The organism is Calidithermus terrae (genome assembly GCF_003574345.1).
Classification (GTDB): Bacteria; Deinococcota; Deinococci; order Deinococcales; family Thermaceae; genus Calidithermus; species Calidithermus chliarophilus.
Map to the genome: position 1 here is coordinate 18282 of NZ_QXDL01000016.1, position 16542 is coordinate 34823.

The window sequence follows — 16542 nt, forward strand, 5'->3', positions numbered from 1 at the left end:
ATATGAGCAAACTGTCGCTAATCAGAACTCTTGATGAGACCAAATTCGCTCTTAACCAGAAAGACTTCGACCACCACAAGAGCGCTTATGAAGAACTCTTCAAAACATATGGGCAAAACATGTCTGTTGACGACTTAGTGCGGCTCGCGCAGATTCTTGACGACAGTGCCGATGTTGATGCCATGGAAGGTATAGTCAAATTCATCCAGTATTACGGTACTGATGTAGTATCCACAGTTCTAGCCAGAACCGCAGTTTACTTAGCAGAACACGCACCCATGTACGGAGCTCTCCTCTTCAGTAGCATCGCACTAGCTGGCGAGAAGGGACGTAATGCCTTGAAGGCCTCTGTGAAAACAGCCACACCAGACTCGAGGGTTGCTCTCCAAAACTTTATGCGGGAATTGGCGTCAAACCAAAGGGTTATGAATCAGCTCTCAACTGAAGAGGGTTTGGCACTTGAACAGTTGACTAGAGAAATGCTCTCAAGTAGCACATAGAAACTCAGGAGAGCACTACCTCCCAAATGCCCCTTCCCTGATGGCTTAGACTTAAGCAGTCTATGAGCTGGCTGCAACGCCTCCGCGAGGGGCTTACAAAAACCCGCGAGAACATCACCAAGGCCATCCCTTGGGGCGGCGACCCCGAGGAGGTGCTCGAGGAGCTCGAGTACGCCCTCATCGCCGCCGACGTGGGGGTGGAGGCCACGCAGGAAGTGATCGAGGAGGTGCGGGCTTCGGGCAAGCGCGACCTGCGCGAGGCCATGAAGGAGGCGCTGGTGCTGCAGCTCGAGCCCGACGCCCGCCGGGCCAAGCTGCGCAAGCTGGGCTTCAAGCCCGACGCCAGGAAGGCCACCGTGGAGCCGGCCGGGAAGGTGGTGCTGATGGTGGGGGTCAACGGCGTGGGCAAGACCACCACCATCGCCAAGCTGGGGCAGTACTACCGCTCGAAGGGCAAGAGCGTGATGTTCTGCGCGGGCGACACCTTCCGCGCGGCGGGCGGGGCGCAGCTCGGGCTGTGGGGCGAGCGGCTAGGCATCCCGGTGATCCAGGGCGAGGAGGGCTCCGACCCCGCGGCCCTGGCCTTCGACGCGGCCTCGGCCCGCAAGGCGCGCGGCGTGGACCTGTTGATGGTGGACACCGCCGGGCGGCTGCACACCAAGCACAACCTCATGGAGGAGCTCGCCAAGGTCAAGCGCTCCATCGCCAAGGCCGACCCCGGCGAGCCCGGCGAGGTGTGGCTGGTGCTCGACGCGGTGACCGGGCAGAACGGCCTCGAGCAGGCCAAGCGCTTCAACGAGACCGCCGGCCTCACCGGGGTCATCGTCACCAAGCTCGACGGCACCGCCAAGGGCGGGGTGCTGGTGCCCATCGTGCGCGAGCTGGGCGTGCCCATCAAGTTCATCGGGGTGGGCGAGAAGGCCGACGACCTGCAGCCCTTCGACGCGGGCGAGTTCGTCGAGGCGCTGCTGGGGTGAGCGACCTCTTCGACCTCTTCCAGCCCCTCGCCGCCCAGCCGGGCGAGGTGGCCGGCGTGCCTTACCTGCTCCAGCCCAACTTCCCGCTGCTGCTCGCCAACACCGCCTTCGGCTTCGACCCCGGCGCGCTGGGCGGGCTCGAGGCCCGCTTCGCCCGGGCCGGCCTTCCGCTGGCCTTCACCCTGCCCGAAGACGACCCGGCGCTGCCGGAGCTGGCGGCTTCAGGCTTCTCCCCCTCCGCCACCTTCGAGCTGTGCCAGGCCCAGCCCTCCAAGCGCTCCTTCTGGACCGAGCAGGTGCCCTGGAGCGAGGCCTGGAGCCTGTCGCGCGTCCTCACCGAGGCCTACGGCGCCCCCGAGTGGCGCTTCCCCTTCGCGCAGGCGCTGGGCAAGCTGCTGCGCAAGGAGGGCTCGAGCGCCTTCTTCGCCTACCTCTACGGCGACGCGGTGGGGGCCGTCGTGACCTGCCGGGGCGTGGGGCTGATGGCCGGGGTGGTGCCCGCCCGGCAGGGCAACGGGGCCGGGACGGGCCTGCTGGGGCGCATCGCCCCTATGCCCTTCCTGCGGATGGCCGGGAGCGAGGCGGAGTTCCCGGGCGAGGTGTTGCGGCGTTTCGTGCGCCTCGGGCCTGCTTAGGCAAATGCCCCTACGGCCCCCCCTACAATGGGCCTAGCTATGGAACCCGCGAAGAACAAAGCCGCGGCCGTGGACTGGGGCTATCTCCTGCTGGCCCTGGCCTGGCTGGTCGCCATCGTGGCGACGCTGGGCAGCCTCTACTACTCCGAGGTGCGCAAGTTCGTGCCCTGCACGCTGTGCTGGTACCAGCGCATCGCCATGTACCCGCTGGTGTTCATCCTGGGCACCGCGCTGTGGCGCGGCGACCTGAAGGTGAAGCACTACGTGCTGCCGCTGAGCCTCATAGGCGGCAGCATCAGCGTGGTCCACCTGCTCGAGCAGCGCGGCCTGCTCGACACCTCGGCGGTGTGCAGCAGCATCGTGCCCTGCTCGGTCGAGTACATCCCCAGCTTCCCCATCCCGCTGCAAGCCCTCATCGCCTTCGTGCTCATCAGCGGGGCGATGTTCCTGATCCGGCCGAAGCAGGGATGATGAGTCGATGGCCGATGGTCGATAGCTGATAGCCCATAGCTGATGGCTAAAAAGCGTGCGGGCCGTGCCTCCCCGCCGTCGAGGGTCGAGGCGTCTCGCGTTTGGCGTTTGGCGTACGACGCAGGACGTACGACGTACGACCCGCACCCGACGTACGACCCGCCCCATTCAACACCCCGCGCTCGAGCCCTTGCGCGGGCTCGAGCCCCCGGCGTAGACTCGGCTCACCCTGCGTTTTCGCGCGTTCGCCGGGATGACTCCGCCTCAGCCATTCGCACGGAGGTCATTTATGTGTGCACCGCACGTGATGGGGCTGGTGGGGCAGGCGCTCTCGCGCAGGGAGCTGTTCAGGATGGCTTTGGGGGCCGCGGCGGTGGCGACCGCCGTGGGCAAGGCCCAGGCGCAGGTGCAGGGCAAGGCCTTCAGCAACGTCGCCGACCTGACCCACGTGGTCTCGCCCGACTTCCCCGTGTTCCCCGGCGCGGCGCAGATGAAGATGGACCTGCTGGTCACCGTGAGGAACAACGGCTTCTACAAGAACACCCTCACCCTCGACGAGCACACCGGCACCCACATGGACGCCCCGGCCCACTTCGTCGAGGGGGCCCCCACCGCCGAGACGCTGCCCGCCAGCCGCCTGATCGCGCCGCTGGTGGTGCTCAACATCAAGGCCAAGGCCGACGCCAACCCCGACGCCGAGGTGACCCCCGACGACGTCCTGGCCTGGGAGCGGGCCAACGGGCGCATCCCGGCCGGGGCCTTCGTGGCGATGTACTCGGGCTGGGACGCGAAGGTGGGCGACCCCAAGGCCTTCGTCAACCTCGACAGCGCCAACGTGCAGCACTACCCCGGCTTCAACCCGGCGGCGGCCGAGCTGCTGGTGAGGGAGCGGGACATCGTGGGCATCGGGGTGGACACGCTCTCGCTCGACTTCGGCGCCTCCAAGGACTTCAAGACCCACGTCACGGTGCTGGGGGCGGGAAAGTACGGCCTCGAGAACCTCGCCTCCCTCGCCGGCGTGCCGCCCAGCGGGGCGATGGTGGTGGTGGGCGGCCCCAAGCACAAGAACGCCTCGGGCGGGCCGGCGCGGGTGCTCGCGCTCTGGTAGCCCCGGCCCTAACCCCCTCACCCGCCCAGCAGCAGCAGTTGCACCAGCAGGATCTTCAGCAGCATCGCCAGCGGGTACACGGTGGCGTAGCCCAGGTTGGGCTGCTCGCTGCCGGTCTTCTCGAGCGCGAAGGCCAGCACCGCCGGCTGGGTCTGGAGCCCGGCCAGCACCCCGCCCAGCACCGGCAGGGGCACCTGTAGCCAGCGGTGGCCCACCCACAGCGTCAGCAGCGCGGCGCTCAGCGTGATCAGCGCCCCCGCCAGGAACAGCCGCAGGCCCTCCCCGCTGAGCAGGGTCTGGCCGAAGGCGTAGCCCGAGCGGGTGCCGATCCCGGCCAGGAACAGGACCAGGCCCAGTTGGCGTAGGGTGAGGTTGGCGCTGAAGGGGATCTGCCACAGCACCGGCCCGGTGCGGCCCAGCGCCCCCAGCACCAGGCCCGTCACCAGCGGCCCCCCGGCGAAGCCCAGCTTGAAGGTGCCCCCGCCGGGCAGCGGGATGGGCAGGCTGCCCAGCAAAAGGCCCAGGGCGATGCCCAGGCTGAAGCTCACCACGTCCACCTCGGCCAGGGCGCGGTAGGAGTCGCCCAGGAAACGGCTGGCCCGGCGGATGCTCTCCTTAGGGCCCACCACCCGCACCCGGTCGCCGAGCTCGAGCACGGTCTGGCGGGTGGGCAAGAACTCCACCTCGCCGCGCCGCACCCGCGTCACGACCACCCCGAAGCGCTCGGGCAGGCCGAGCTCGGCCAGGGTGCGCCCGGCCACGTCCTTGCTGCTGACGAAGACCCGGCGGAAGTCGAGGTCGTGGCGGCTCTCCTCCAGCTGCTCGGGCACCGCCCGGCCCAGCGCCGCCGCCACCCGCTCCACCTCCTGCGGCACCCCGACCACCGCCACCCGGTCGCCCAGGGCCAGCTCGGTCTGGGCGGTGGCGAGCTGCTGGGCCCCCGCCCGCTGCATGCGGCCGAAGACCACGTTCCACTGGTGGGCGCGGGTCAGTTGCTCCACCGTCCAGCCCACCACCTTGGGCTGGGTGACCTCGAGGGTGCGGTTGACCAGGGTGGGGGCCCCGGGCTCCTCGGCCGCCCCCTTGCGCCCCCACAGGCTCCAGGCCAGGTAGAAGGCCAACAGCATCCCGATCACGCCCACCGGGTAGGCCACGGCGTAGGCCGCGACGGGCAGGGCCTGCGCGGCCTCGCCGGCGCCCCGGCCCTTGAGGGCTTCCAGCGCCGCCGCCAGCGCGGGCGTGTTGGTGAGCGAACCCGCGAAGAGCCCGGCCCGCAGCGGGGCGCTCAGGCCCGCCAGCCCCCCGGCCACGAACACCAGCAGCGCCGCGAAGCCCAGCACCCCCAGCACCAGCGCGTTGTAGCGCCAGCCCCGCTTGCCCAGCGCCGCGAAAAAGCCCGGCCCGCTCGCCAGGGCGATGGTGTAGACGAAGAGCACCAGCCCGAAGAGGTAGACGAACTCCGGCAGCTTGAGCTCGGGCGAGAGCGCCCCGAAGCCCAGCCCCACGAAGAGCACCGCCGCCACCCCCAGGCTGAAGCTGCCGACGCGCACCTGCCCCACCAGATACCCGATGCCCGCGACCAGGAAGAGCAGCAACAAGGCGTTTTCGTGCAAGAGTTCGAGCATCGTTCCCATCCTGAGGGGTTTTCAGCGTCGGGCTCGGCCCGCAGCCACGCGCTCGAGCCTCCCCGCTTCCTGGCTTTATTGTCGCCCGAGACTCGAGGGTTATCTGTCCCAAGGCAAAGACCGGGCCACGGCGGGCCCGGTCTCTCGGCGCGGGAGGCCCTCAAGCCTTGGCGAGCGCGGCCATCGCCCGGTCGGCCATGGCGAAGAGCTTTTCCCGGGTGAGGGGGATCTTGCCCTCCAACGCCAGCCCCTTCCCCTCCTCCCAGTGGGCGTGGTAGTGGATGTGCCCGCCGGGCACGCGGAACTGGAGGTGCTTGAGCTCGGCGTGGCGCGGCGAGACCGAGGCGAAGAAGAAGGGCTCGCCCCGCGCGTCGGAGAGGGAGACGGCCATGACGGTGGTGGGCAGCTCGTAGGGGCGCTCCATGCGGTAGATGAAGTCGGGGAAGTCGGACTCCTTGGTGAAGAGCACGCCTTTCTGGGCGGCGTATTCCCGCATCCACTCGAGGACTTCGAGCCAGGACTTGTACAGCATCTCGTCGTGGTGATGGTCGTGAGGGGCGCTCATAGTGACCAGTTTACCAAGTCGCCGGCCCGCCTCAGGGGATCACCTCCGCGTCCTCGGGCACGGGCACCAGGTTGAGCCGCAGGATGTAGCGCTGGGCCCCGCCCCGGCTGCCGTACTTGCGCATCAGGGCGTCGAGCTCGCGCTGGAAGGCCTTGGCGTCGGGGTAGTCGAGGTACACCGAGTCGTGGAAGCGGTTGAACATGGCCGGCTCGCCCGGCGCGGTGGCGTCGTAGTTCTCGTGCGGGCCCAGGGCCAGGCTCTCGGTGAGCACGCCCTCGGCGTCGCGGTAGACCCGGCTGCCCCAGCGCCTCGAGCCCTCCCCGTGCGCGTAGAGCAGCCCCTTGACGATCTCCCGCTCCCAGAAGCCGTTCCAGCGCAGGTAATTCTCGAGGTCCACCGGCCCGGCCAGCGGCACGTAGAGCACGTCGGCCACCGAGCGGTAGACCTTGACGGCCCGCCCGGCCCGCCGCTCCTCGCGCACCACCCGCAGGAGGCCGAGCTCGAGGTAGCGCCGGGCCCGCACGTAAGCGGTGTTGAGCTTGCTGCCGGTCTCCTCGGCCACCTGGGCGACGGTGCGGTCGCGGGCCAGGAAGGGCGCGAAGTAGCGCAGCTGGGCCGCGTCGGTGAGCACCCGGGCGGCCTCGGGGTCCCGCACCACGTGGACGCTGCTTGATTCGCCGGCTTCCATATCAAGCAGCATACCCCCAGCATGAGGCCAAGATGATCCTGCGCCGCGTCTTCGGTGACCAACTGCTCGAGCCCCTGCGCGAGCGCCCTTTCCGGCTGTTCTGGCTGGGCCAGACCGTCTCCCTGCTGGGCGACCGCGTGGCGGCGGTGGCCCTGCCCTTCCTGGTGCTCGAGCTCGGCGGCTCGGCCGCCCAACTGGGGCAGCTCTCCGCCCTCTACAGCGCGGGCCAGGTGCTGTTGCTGCTGCTGGGAGGGGTGCTGGTGGACCGCATCCCCCGCCGCAACGTCCTGGTGGTCACCGACCTGGTCCGCGGGGCGCTGGTGGCGGGCGTGGTGGCCCTGCTGCTCGGCGGCGGCCTCACCCTGGCCCACCTCTACGCCATGTACCTCCTCTTCGGCCTGTGCAGCGCCTTCTTCATGCCCGCCACCGCCAGCATCGTGCCCGAGATCGTCCCTAAGCCCCTGCTGGTGCCCGCCAACGCCCTGCGCTCCTTCGCGGGCGAGTTCGCCGGCATCGCCGGCCCCGCGCTGGGCGGCCTCCTGGTCGGCTTCGGCGGCCTGGCGCTGGCCCTGGGCTTCGACGCCCTGACCTTCCTGGCCGGCGTGGCCTGCCTGCTGCTGATGCGGGTCCGGCCCCGCCCCGCCACCCCCACGCCGGGCAGGACCCGCCATTGGCAGGACCTCGGCGAGGGCTTCCGCCTGATCGCCCGCTCGCAGTGGCTGTGGGTGACCATCCTGATCTTCGCCTTCGTCAACGTGTTCTTCGCCGGGGCCACCTCGGTGCTGTTCCCGCTGCTGGTCAAGGAGCGACTGGGCAACCCCCAGGCGCTGGGCTGGCTGTTCTCGAGCGTCGCCGCCGGCTCGCTGCTCAGCGCCCTGCTGCTGGGGCGGCTGGGCAAGGTGACGCGCCGCGGCCTGGCCGCCTACGCCGGGGTCGCCGCCAGCGGCTTAGCCCTCCTGGGCCTCGCCCTCGCCCCCCACCCCGCCGTCGCCGTGGCCCTGGCGATGCTCATGGGCGGCAGCCTCGTGGTCTTCGGGGTGATCTGGGAGAGCACCGTGCAGGAACTGGTGCCGCTCGAGGCCCTGGGCCGCGTCTACAGCGTGGACATGCTCGGCTCCTTCGCCCTGCTCCCGCTGGGTTTCCTGGCCGTCGGCTGGCTCGCCACCCACCTGGGGGTGACCCCTAGCCTCCTGATCTGCGGCGGGGCAGTCGTTTTGCTGGCGGGGACCGGGCTGTTGGTGCCGGGGGTGAGGAATTTGCGCTGATGCGTGGGGTGTACGTCGTACGTCGTACGTCCTACGTCGTACGCAATACGCTAAACGCAAGACGCCCCATCGGGGTTAATCGTCCACTGGGGTTGTGCCCGGCCCCGCAGGCCGACTACAGCCCCACTTCCCCGCGGAAGGGCGCTCGTCCCGCGAACCAGCCCCATCAGAACCCCCCCCCACGGCAAACAACTCGCTTAGGGGATTGGGCTCACTACGCCGAGAACGTACCTGCGCTAGAGTAGCCTGGATGCAGCTCGCCGACCTGCCGCCCCTGCCGGAAAAGCCCGGGGTCTACCTCTGGAAGCAGGGGGAAACCATCATCTACGTGGGCAAGGCCAAAAGCCTCAAGGCCCGCGTGACGAGCTATTTCCACGCCGAGGGCAAGTCGCTGCGGATCAGCCGGGAGGCCAGCCGCCTCGAGTTCATCGTCGTGCGCGACGAGGTGGAGGCGCTGCTGCTGGAGGCCAACCTCATCAAGCAGCACCGCCCCAAGTACAACGTCCTGATGAAGGACGACAAGCACTACCCCTTCCTCAAGCTCACCCACGAGCCCTTCCCCATGCTCATGATCGTGCGCCGCGTCCTGCCCGACGGCGCCCGCTACTGGGGCCCCTTCCCCGACGGCGGCGCGGTGCGCCGCATCAAGCGGCTGGTGGACCGCTTCTTCCCCCTGCGCAAGAACAGCGGCTTCCCCATGAAGAAGCGCCGCTACCCCTGCCTCAACGCCTCGATGGGCCGCTGCCTGGCCCCTTGCGTGGACCGGGCCGACCCCGAAGCCTACGCCGCCGCGGTCGAGCAGGTGGAAAACCTGCTCGACGGCAAGGTGGACGAGCTCTTCGCCAGCCTCGAGGCCCAGATGCGCCAGGCCGCCCTGAACCAGGACTTCGAGCGCGCCGCCGAGATCCGCGACCAGATCAAGGCGGTGCAGGCCTTCTTCGGCACCACCCAGCAGGCTTACGACGTGGAGCTGGGCGACCTCGACTTCCTGGGCTTCGCCCGCGCCGCCGACTACGTGGCGATCCAGCTCTACCAGATGCGCGGCGGCCAGATCCTCGGCCGCACCAGCCGCTTCGCGGAGGGGGTCAAGGAGGACAGCAACGAGGAACTGCTCTCGGCCTTCCTGCGCGACTACTACCTCGAGGCCACCCCCCTCCCGCCCCTGGTGCTGCTGCCCTTCGCCGTGGACGACCAAAACGCCCTCTCCGAGTTCCTGAGCTCCAAGGGCCGCCGGGTCGAGGTGCGGGTGCCGCAGCGCGGCGACAAGACCCGCCTCGTCGAGCTCGCCCAGCGCAACGCCCAGACCGCGCTCGAGTCCGAGCTCAAGCTCATGGAGCGCAAGGGCGACCACCCCGGCCTCAAGGCCCTGGCCGAGGTGCTGGGCCTCTCGCGCCGCCCCTACCGCGTCGAGGGCTACGACATCTCCAACCTGATGGGCGAGGCGGTGGTGGGCTCGATCACGGTGTTCGAGGGGGGGAGGCCCAAGAAGGGGGAGTACCGCCGCATGAAGATCAAGGGCCTCAAGGGCGCCGCCGACGACTTCTACTCGATGGAGCAGACCGTCTACCGCCGCTTCACCGGCTCGCTGGCCGAGAGCATGCCCCTGCCCGACCTGCTGCTCATCGACGGCGGCTTAGGGCAGGTGCGGGCGGCGAAGAAGGCGCTCGAGAAGGCCGGGATCGACATCCCCCTGGTGGGCCTCGCCAAGCGCGAGGAGACCCTGGTGCTCCCCGACGGCAAGACCATCGAGCTCCCCCTCACCCACCCCGCGCTGCAACTGCTCATCTACCAGCGCGACGAGACCCACAACAACGGCCTGCAGTTCAACCGCAAGCTCCGCACCGACAAGGCCCTCAAGAGCGTCTTCGACGACATCCCCGGCATCGGCCCCAGCCGCAAGATGGCCCTGCTGCACCACTTCTCCACCCTCGAGGAGCTGCGCGCCACGACGCCTGAGGAGCTCTCCAAAATCCCGGGCATGGACAAGCGCAGCGCCAAGGCGGTGCTCGAGGCCCTCTCCGCGCTGGGGGTGGGCAGCCCCCCCGCCTAAGCGGCCCGGGCCAGCACGTACACGGCCTTCATCCAGGGCTCCACGGCCTCGAGGCCGAAGCCCCAACGCCGCAGTTCCTCGGCCAGGATCGCCTGGCGCTCGGCGTTGACCTCGCGCAGCCGCCAGGGGTCGGGGCGCACGCGCTCGACGCGGAACCCGGCCGCCCCCAGCACCCCGCGCAGTTCGGACTCGCTGAACCAGTGGCGGGTGTGGGGGATGAAGCGCTCGAGCAGGCCCCGGGCGAATTCCCTCCCCGGCGAGCCCTCGGGCAAGACGCCTGTGGACAACAGCAAAAAGCCGCCCTCCGCCACCCTCGAGCGCAGTTTTCGCAGCTCCTGGACGGGGTTCTCGAAGAACTGGATAACCTGGAGCAGGACCACCAGGTCGAAGTTATCCACAAGGTTATCCACATACCCTGTGGATAACTCCACGTTGGTCAGGGGAAGGTCGCGCAGGTTCGCCCGCGCGGCCTCGATCTGGCCGGGCGAGGGGTCGAGGCCCAGCACCCGCGCGTGGGGGAAGGCCCGCGCGACGTCGAAGGTTCCCAGGCCGTTGCCGCAGCCCAGGTCGAGGACGCGGGGCGAGGGGGGCAGCTCGAGGCTTTGCAGCAGCTCGAGCACGACGGCGGCGGCGTGGAAGCGGCGGGTGGCGGGCAGGCGCCCGAAGTGCTCGAGCATCGCCCGGTGGCGCTCGTCCTCCATCAGTAGCCCTTCTCCGGCGTCACCACGTTGAGCAGCGGCTCGCCCCGCCGGTAGCGCTCGAGCTGCTCGCGCACCAGGCGGAAGCCGCGCTCGAAGAGCTTGTGGGTCGAGCCCGCCATGTGCGGCGTGAAGAAGACCTCCGGCAGCGACCACAGCGGGTGCCCCTCGGGCAGCGGCTCGGGGTCGGTCACGTCGGAGACGAAGCGCAGCCGCCGGGACTTGAGCGCTTCGACGAGGGCTTCCTGGTCCACGGTCTTGCCCCGCCCCGCGTTGACGAAGAGGGCGCCGGGCTTCATGCGGGCGAAGAACTCGGCGCCGCACAGCCGCTCGGTCTGGGGGGTGAGGGGCAGCAAGTTGACCACGACGTCGGCTCGGGGGAGCCAGCCGGGCAGCTCGGAGAAGCCGTAGACGCCCTCCCGCGCGGTGCGCGCCACCCGGATGAACTGTACCCCGAAGGGCTCGAGCCGCTTCTCGGCGGCCCGGGCGATGGAGCCGTAGCCCAGGAAGAGCACCGTCGAGCCCTCGAGGTCGCCCACCCACTGGTAGGCCCAGCGCTGCTCGCGCTGCGCGTCGCGGAACTCGGGGAAGCGCTTGATGGCGCCCAGAATGGCCCCCACGACCCACTCCGACACCGGCACGTCGTGGATCCCCGCCCCGTCGCAGAGGGTGAGGTGCGGCGGCAGCCTGGGCAAGATCCAGTCCACCCCCGCCGTGAGCGTCTGCACCACCTTCAAGGCCTTGAGGTTGGGGATCTCCTCGAAAAACCTCCGGGCCGACCCGTAGGGCGCCACCGCGAACTCGGCCTGCGCCGCCTCCGCGGGCAGCGGCCCCTGCTTGGGCAAAACCACCACCTCCGCCGGGAGGCCCTCGAGGTAGCGGGCTTCGACCCCTTCTTGCACGAGCACGAACATGGGCTAAATATACGTCGATGGTCGAGGGTCGATAGCTGAACGCCGGGCGCGGGTTGTGCGTCGTACGTCGTACGTCGCACGCAATACGCAAAACGCTAAACGCCCCTTCTTTACCCCCCTTAACAAGGGGGGCTAGGGGGGATATTCCTTCCCTGCCCGCGGGGAGGGGTTCCCTCGAGCCACCAGCTACAGGCCACGAGCCTTTGGCGATCGACCCTCGGCCATCGGCCATCGGCATTTTTCAGCGTTCAGCCCTCGGCCCTCCCTCACCCCAGGCTCTGCCACTCCTCCCGGGTGACCTCCATGTGCACGTCCTCGAGGCGCCGCTCTTCGGCCTTGGGGCGGGAAGGGCCCAGCGAGATCGAGGGGCGGGGGGTGGGGGCGGGGACCACCGAGACCACGCGGAAGCCGGCCTTCTGGAAGGCCTTCTGGGCGCGCAGGTTGTGCTTGAAGGTCTTGAGCCTCACGCGCTGGAGGTTCATGCGCTCGAAGGCGTAGCGCAGCACCGCGCGCACCGCGTCGGTGCCGTAGCCCTGGCCCCAGCGGTCCTTGGCCCCGATGAGGATGCCCAAGGTGGCGTCGGTGCGGCTGAGGTCGTAGAGCTCGACCGTGCCCAGCCACTCCCCGCCCTCGTCGAGGATGCCGAAGCCCAGCCGGTCGCCCCGGGCCACCTCGCCCATCACCACGCGCTTGAAGAGCCAGATGGGCATGCGCAGGGGGCGGCTGCCGTTCCACTCGGCGATCTCGGGGTCGCGGAAGCACTCGTAAAAACGCCGCCACTCCTCCTCGGTCAGGCCTTCGGTGAAGGGTTTGAGGGTCACCCGCCCGGAGCGGGGCCAGGTGTCGGAGATCAGCACACCCCCAGGATACGCCAAGACACGGGGGCCAGGGCGAGGGAAACCCCCGACCCTGACCCCCCAACCCGCCGGGCCGCTTTAGGGGTACAGGCCCAGCAGGGCGCGGGCCTCGAGCACGCGGGTCGCGGCGACGATGTAGGTCGCGGTGCGCAGGCTCACCTTGCGCTCCTCGTGCACCTGCCACACCGCCTCGAGGGCGTTGCGCATGATCTGCTCGAGGCGCTGGTTGATCTCGGCCTCGGTCCAGAAGTAGCTGTTGAAGTCCTGGACCCACTCGAAGTAGCTCACCGTCACGCCGCCCGCGTTGGCGACGACGTCGGGCACCACCAGGATGCCGCGCTCGGCCAGGATGTCGTCGGCGGCGGGGGTGGTGGGGCCGTTGGCGCCCTCCACGACCACCTTGCACTGCACCTTCCAGGCGTTGGCTTCGGTGATCTGCTTCTCCAGCGCTGCGGGGACCAGGAACTCGCAGGGCACGGTGAGCACGTCCATGGCCGGGATGGGCTCGGCCTTGGGGTAGCCGCGCACCCCGCCGGTGGCCTGCACGTGCTGGGTGAGGTCGTAGGGGTCGATCCCGGCCTCGTTGTAGACGGCGCCGGTCACGTCGGAGACCGCCACGACGCGGGCCTTGTGGTCGTGGAAGATGCGCGCGGCGGCGTTGCCCACGTTGCCGAAGCCCTGGATGGCGACGCGGGCGCCCTCGAGGTCCATCCCCAGCTTTTGCGCCGCGACCGCCGCCGCCACGAACACGCCGCGCCCGGTGGCGTCACGGCGGCCCAGCGAGCCGCCCACCTGGATGGGCTTGCCGGTCACCACGCCGGGCGTGGTGTGGCCGATGTTCATGGAGTAGGTGTCCATCATCCAGCCCATCTCGCGCTCGCCGGTGCCGACGTCGGGGGCGGGGATGTCCTTGTGGGGGCCGATCAGCACGCCGATCTCGGAGGTGTAGCGCCGGGTGAGGCGCTCGATCTCGCCCGTCGAGAGCTTGCGCGGATCGACGCGGATGCCGCCCTTACCGCCGCCGTAGGGCACGCCCACCGCGGCGTTCTTGATGGTCATCCAGGCGGCCAGGGCCATGACCTCGGAGAGGGTCACGTCGGGGTGGTAGCGCACCCCGCCCTTGGCCGGCCCGCGGAAGGTGTTGTGGTGCACCCGGTAGCCCTCGAAGTGGGCCACCGAACCGTCGTCCATGCGTATGGGGATGTCCACCACCAGGATGCGCTTGGGCCGCTTGAGGTCTTCGACCCAGTAGGCCAGCTTGCCCAGATAGGGCGTCACGCGCTCGACTTGTTCGAGGTAGATCTCCCAGGGGCCGTTGTTCTCGCTCGAGAGGTACGAAAGCGGTTCACTTCGCATAGCTGCTCCGTTGGCTCTTCTTGCCCTGTATAGGATACAGCCTGTTTATGCATTGCGGGATATGTCCTACGTCCTACGTCGAACGCCCAACGCTAAACGCTAAAGGCAAAACGCAAGACGCCTCGGCTCTGGACCCTCGACCGCGGGGAGGTCCGGGGTGGGGTGCTTTCCCCCACAGGCCACACGCTTTTTTAGCTATTAGCTATTAGCTATCAGCTATCGACCATCGACCATCAGCTATCGACTATCGACCCTCTACTCAGCTAAGGCGCGACGATTCCTTACGGGCCAGCGCCTCGAGCGCGTCGCGGTAAGGGCTGGGGGGCAGGGCCTGCAGGTGCTCCACGGCCGCCTCGACGCGGGCTTGGATGGCCTGCACGACCTCCCGGTCGATGCCCGCCTGCACCGCCAGGCTGCGCAGGCGCTCGAGGTCGCCGAATCCCTCCCCCTTGCGCCGCAGGATCTCGCCGGCCTCCTGGGGGAACTCCTCGAGCAGCCGCAGGGTCACGCGGGTCAGCTTGCCCTCGCGCACGTCCCCGCCCACCGGCTTGCCCAGCACCTCCACCGAGCCCATGAGGTCGAGGTAGTCGTCGCGCATCTGGAAGGCCTGCCCGTAGAGCAGCCCGAATTGCGCCAGCGCCTCGCGCTGCGCAGCCGGGACGCCCGCCAGCACCGCCGGGCCCTCGCAGCACAGCCGCGTCACCGAGCCGGTCTTGCCGGTGATGATGCGCTCGTAGGCCTCGAGGGAGTAATCCGCCAGCGCCGCCACCTGGAACTGCAAGACCTCCCCCTCGGAGAGCTCGCGGGCGGTCTGGGCCACCATCGCCACCAGCTCCATCCGGCCCATCTCGGCCAGCAGGTGCATCAGCCGGGCCAAGAGGTAGTCGCCGGAGAGCACCGAGACCGCGTTGCCGTACTTGCGGAACGCGGCCACCTGGCCCCGCCGGGTCTCGGCGTCGTCCACCAGGTCGTCGTGCAGGAGCGTGGCCGAGTGGAGCAGCTCGACCACTAAGGCCATGTCTAGGGCGTGGGGGGCGCCGCCGAGCGCGCCGCTAGCCAGGAACACCAACTGCGGCCGCACCCGCTTGCCGCCCGCCGTCACCAGGTCCTCCTCGATCAGCCGGATGAACTCCACGTCCGAGCGGATGACCTCCCGCAGGCGCTCTTCGAAGGCCTCGAGGGGGAGCTCGAGGGAGGTGGTGAAGGGCTTCACGCTCATCGAGGCCAGTATATGCTACCGGCCTCGACGCGAATGCGAATTGTGGCAGTAAGGCTCAGTTGGCCTTGAACAACACCAGGTTGAGCTCGCCGCCCCAGTTGCTGCCGTTGTCGCCGTAGGCCTCGATGCTCCTGAGGACGGCCGAAGTGATCCCCGGCGCGCTGATCGCGATGTTCACGTCGGTCTCGAGCCCGTCCACCAGGATGGCGTTGTGCAGGCCGTAGTCCTTCTTGGTGTCCACCTTGCGGCAGAGCTTGTTCTCGCGCTCGAAGTCGTTGGTCACGTCGACCGCGCAGCCGGGGAACAGCCGGGGGGTGGTGAGCTCGACGGTCTGTCCGTTGCTGAACTCGATGACGTAGCTGACGACGCTCGAGGGGGAGCCCGCTTTGCTGTAGAACGACAGCGTCCCGCTCAGGGCGACCCCGTCGTACTGGAAGTCGCTCGCGCCCACGACCACCCGGGGCACGAGGACGTTGATCCCTCCGTAATTGTTACAGCCCGATACCAGAAGCATCGTGGCTCCGAGGAGCATAGCTGCGATTGTTTTCATCCGATCATCTCCTCCCTCAAGCGCGGGTTCAGGATAAAGAAACTCAGGCGGCTCAGACCGGCTAAAAAGTCCACGTTCTCCACCGCCACTTCCTTGGGCACCTCGAGGACGACGGGCGCGAAGTTAAGGATGCCCCTCAGGCCAGAGTCTATCATCCGGTCCGCCACGCTTTGGGCTGAATCCGCCGGGACGGCTATTAATCCAACCTCAATCCTCCGCTCGGCGACGGCCCGGGGGAGGTGCTCCAGCGCCTCGACCGCGACCCCGCGGAAGCTCAGGCCGTGCTTGGCGGGGTCGATGTCGAAGAAGCCGCGCAGGTCGAAGTGCTCGTCGAAGCCGGGGTAGTCGGCGAGGGCCTGGCCTAAGCGGCCCATGCCCACGATGCACAGGCCCCAGCGGCGGTTGAGGCCCAGGATCTGCTGGAGCTCGCGGCGCAGCACCGGGACGGTGTAGCCCACGCCGCGGGTGCCGTAACTGCCGAAGTAGGAGAGGTCCTTGCGCACCTGGAAGGCGGTGACCTGGGCTTCTTCGGAGAGCTGCTCGCTCGAGGTGCGGTTGACGCCCCGGGCCTCGAGGTCTTCGAGGATGCGCAAGTAGGTCACCAGACGAGAGATCGCTGCACTGGGCACTTTCGCCATTCCAGTACCTCCATCTTCATGTGCCCCCGGGCACAAGGCCCGCGAGCCGGGTAGGAATCCTCGAGCCCATCATAGGCCGCGGCTAGGGGACGGCCAGGGTCGGCAATCCCAGGGCCTTGAGGCGGGCGACGACCTCCTCGCGGCCCTCGCCCAGCGGGCCGACGCGCACCTTGAGCAGGCTGCCGTCCTTGACCAGCACCACCGGCAGGCCCTCCGAGCGCAGTTTCTCGAGCAGGGCGTCGGCCGAGGCCTGGGTCTTGAAGGCGCCCACCTGCACGTAGCGGGGTGCGGCGGAAGGTTGGGCCTGGGGGGCGGGCTGGGCAGGCTGCGCCGCGGGGCGCGCCCCCCGGTACACCTGGGCCCCCGCGAAGCCCCGGGCCACGCCGCGGGCCTGCTCCTCGGTGGCGTAGGGGCCGACCGTGACGC

At 69.0% G+C, this 16542-nt stretch carries 18 protein-coding genes; 7 read left to right on the forward strand and 11 right to left on the reverse strand.

All coding sequences use genetic code 11. From position 1 onward, the window contains the following. The first annotated feature begins 2 nt into the window (after nucleotides 1–2). From Mterra_RS21735 to Mterra_RS03445, 5 genes are all read left to right on the forward strand, one after another. Complete coding sequence (locus Mterra_RS21735; protein WP_147372525.1) at nucleotides 3–500, forward strand: hypothetical protein; 498 nt, start codon at nucleotides 3–5, stop codon at nucleotides 498–500. 62 nt (nucleotides 501–562) lie between these two features. After that, nucleotides 563–1477 (forward strand): signal recognition particle-docking protein FtsY, encoded by a 915-nt coding sequence (ftsY, locus tag Mterra_RS03430; RefSeq protein WP_119313896.1) that lies wholly within the window; start codon nucleotides 563–565, stop codon nucleotides 1475–1477. After that, nucleotides 1474–2112: a hypothetical protein gene (locus Mterra_RS03435; protein WP_119313897.1), complete on the forward strand. Its 639-nt coding sequence runs from the start codon at nucleotides 1474–1476 to the stop codon at nucleotides 2110–2112. The genes ftsY and Mterra_RS03435 overlap by 4 nt, the downstream gene beginning before the upstream one ends. Nucleotides 2113–2151: 39 nt before the next feature. After that, nucleotides 2152–2583, forward strand: coding sequence for a disulfide bond formation protein B (locus Mterra_RS03440; RefSeq protein WP_119313898.1), 432 nt, complete (start codon nucleotides 2152–2154; stop codon nucleotides 2581–2583). A gap of 289 nt (nucleotides 2584–2872) precedes the next feature. Continuing rightward, nucleotides 2873–3691: a cyclase family protein gene (locus tag Mterra_RS03445; RefSeq protein ID WP_119313899.1), complete on the forward strand. Its 819-nt coding sequence runs from the start codon at nucleotides 2873–2875 to the stop codon at nucleotides 3689–3691. A gap of 17 nt (nucleotides 3692–3708) precedes the next feature. Here the strand turns inward: Mterra_RS03445 and Mterra_RS03450 are convergent, their stop codons facing one another. From Mterra_RS03450 to Mterra_RS03460, 3 genes are all read right to left on the reverse strand, one after another. Beyond that, on the reverse strand, nucleotides 3709–5316 hold the full coding sequence (locus Mterra_RS03450; protein WP_119313900.1) for an aspartate:alanine exchanger family transporter: 1608 nt from the start codon (nucleotides 5314–5316) through the stop codon (nucleotides 3709–3711). 160 nt (nucleotides 5317–5476) lie between these two features. Beyond that, nucleotides 5477–5881, reverse strand: coding sequence for an NADH-quinone oxidoreductase subunit 15 (locus Mterra_RS03455; RefSeq protein WP_119313901.1), 405 nt, complete (start codon nucleotides 5879–5881; stop codon nucleotides 5477–5479). 31 nt (nucleotides 5882–5912) lie between these two features. Continuing rightward, nucleotides 5913–6569, reverse strand: coding sequence for a helix-turn-helix domain-containing protein (locus Mterra_RS03460; RefSeq protein ID WP_119313902.1), 657 nt, complete (start codon nucleotides 6567–6569; stop codon nucleotides 5913–5915). 32 nt (nucleotides 6570–6601) lie between these two features. On the opposite strand from Mterra_RS03460, the gene Mterra_RS03465 reads away from it, so the two are divergent. Both Mterra_RS03465 and uvrC read left to right on the forward strand, forming a co-directional pair. After that, on the forward strand, nucleotides 6602–7834 hold the full coding sequence (locus tag Mterra_RS03465) for an MFS transporter (protein ID WP_119313903.1): 1233 nt from the start codon (nucleotides 6602–6604) through the stop codon (nucleotides 7832–7834). A gap of 250 nt (nucleotides 7835–8084) precedes the next feature. Next, nucleotides 8085–9884, forward strand: a complete 1800-nt coding sequence (uvrC, locus tag Mterra_RS03470) for an excinuclease ABC subunit UvrC (RefSeq protein WP_119313904.1) — start codon at nucleotides 8085–8087, stop codon at nucleotides 9882–9884. Here the strand turns inward: uvrC and Mterra_RS03475 are convergent. From Mterra_RS03475 to Mterra_RS03510, 8 genes are all read right to left on the reverse strand, one after another. Then, complete coding sequence (locus Mterra_RS03475; RefSeq protein WP_119313905.1) at nucleotides 9881–10585, reverse strand: class I SAM-dependent methyltransferase; 705 nt, start codon at nucleotides 10583–10585, stop codon at nucleotides 9881–9883. The two genes, uvrC and Mterra_RS03475, sit on opposite strands and share 4 nt — an antisense overlap. After that, entirely contained in the window at nucleotides 10585–11496 is a 912-nt protein-coding gene (locus Mterra_RS03480; RefSeq protein WP_119313906.1) for a 2-hydroxyacid dehydrogenase, read from the reverse strand. The genes Mterra_RS03475 and Mterra_RS03480 overlap by 1 nt, the downstream gene beginning before the upstream one ends. A 266-nt stretch (nucleotides 11497–11762) precedes the next feature. Next, on the reverse strand, nucleotides 11763–12353 hold the full coding sequence (locus Mterra_RS03485) for a GNAT family N-acetyltransferase (protein ID WP_119313907.1): 591 nt from the start codon (nucleotides 12351–12353) through the stop codon (nucleotides 11763–11765). Between the two features lie 78 nt (nucleotides 12354–12431). Then, nucleotides 12432–13709, reverse strand: a complete 1278-nt coding sequence (locus tag Mterra_RS03490) for a Glu/Leu/Phe/Val family dehydrogenase (RefSeq protein WP_119313908.1) — start codon at nucleotides 13707–13709, stop codon at nucleotides 12432–12434. Between the two features lie 259 nt (nucleotides 13710–13968). Next, the gene (locus Mterra_RS03495; protein ID WP_119313909.1) at nucleotides 13969–14928 is read right to left on the reverse strand and encodes a polyprenyl synthetase family protein; all 960 of its coding nucleotides are present in this window, start codon (nucleotides 14926–14928) and stop codon (nucleotides 13969–13971) included. A 55-nt stretch (nucleotides 14929–14983) separates the two neighbouring features. Further along, nucleotides 14984–15394 (reverse strand): hypothetical protein, encoded by a 411-nt coding sequence (locus Mterra_RS03500; RefSeq protein WP_147372526.1) that lies wholly within the window; start codon nucleotides 15392–15394, stop codon nucleotides 14984–14986. Nucleotides 15395–15474: 80 nt separating this feature from the next. Beyond that, a complete protein-coding gene (locus tag Mterra_RS03505) occupies nucleotides 15475–16116 on the reverse strand; it encodes a redox-sensing transcriptional repressor Rex (RefSeq protein ID WP_119313911.1) in 642 nt (213 codons plus the stop codon). Nucleotides 16117–16198: 82 nt separating this feature from the next. Continuing rightward, the coding region (locus tag Mterra_RS03510; protein WP_147372527.1) for an SPOR domain-containing protein at nucleotides 16199–16542 on the reverse strand (344 nt) is incomplete at its 5' end.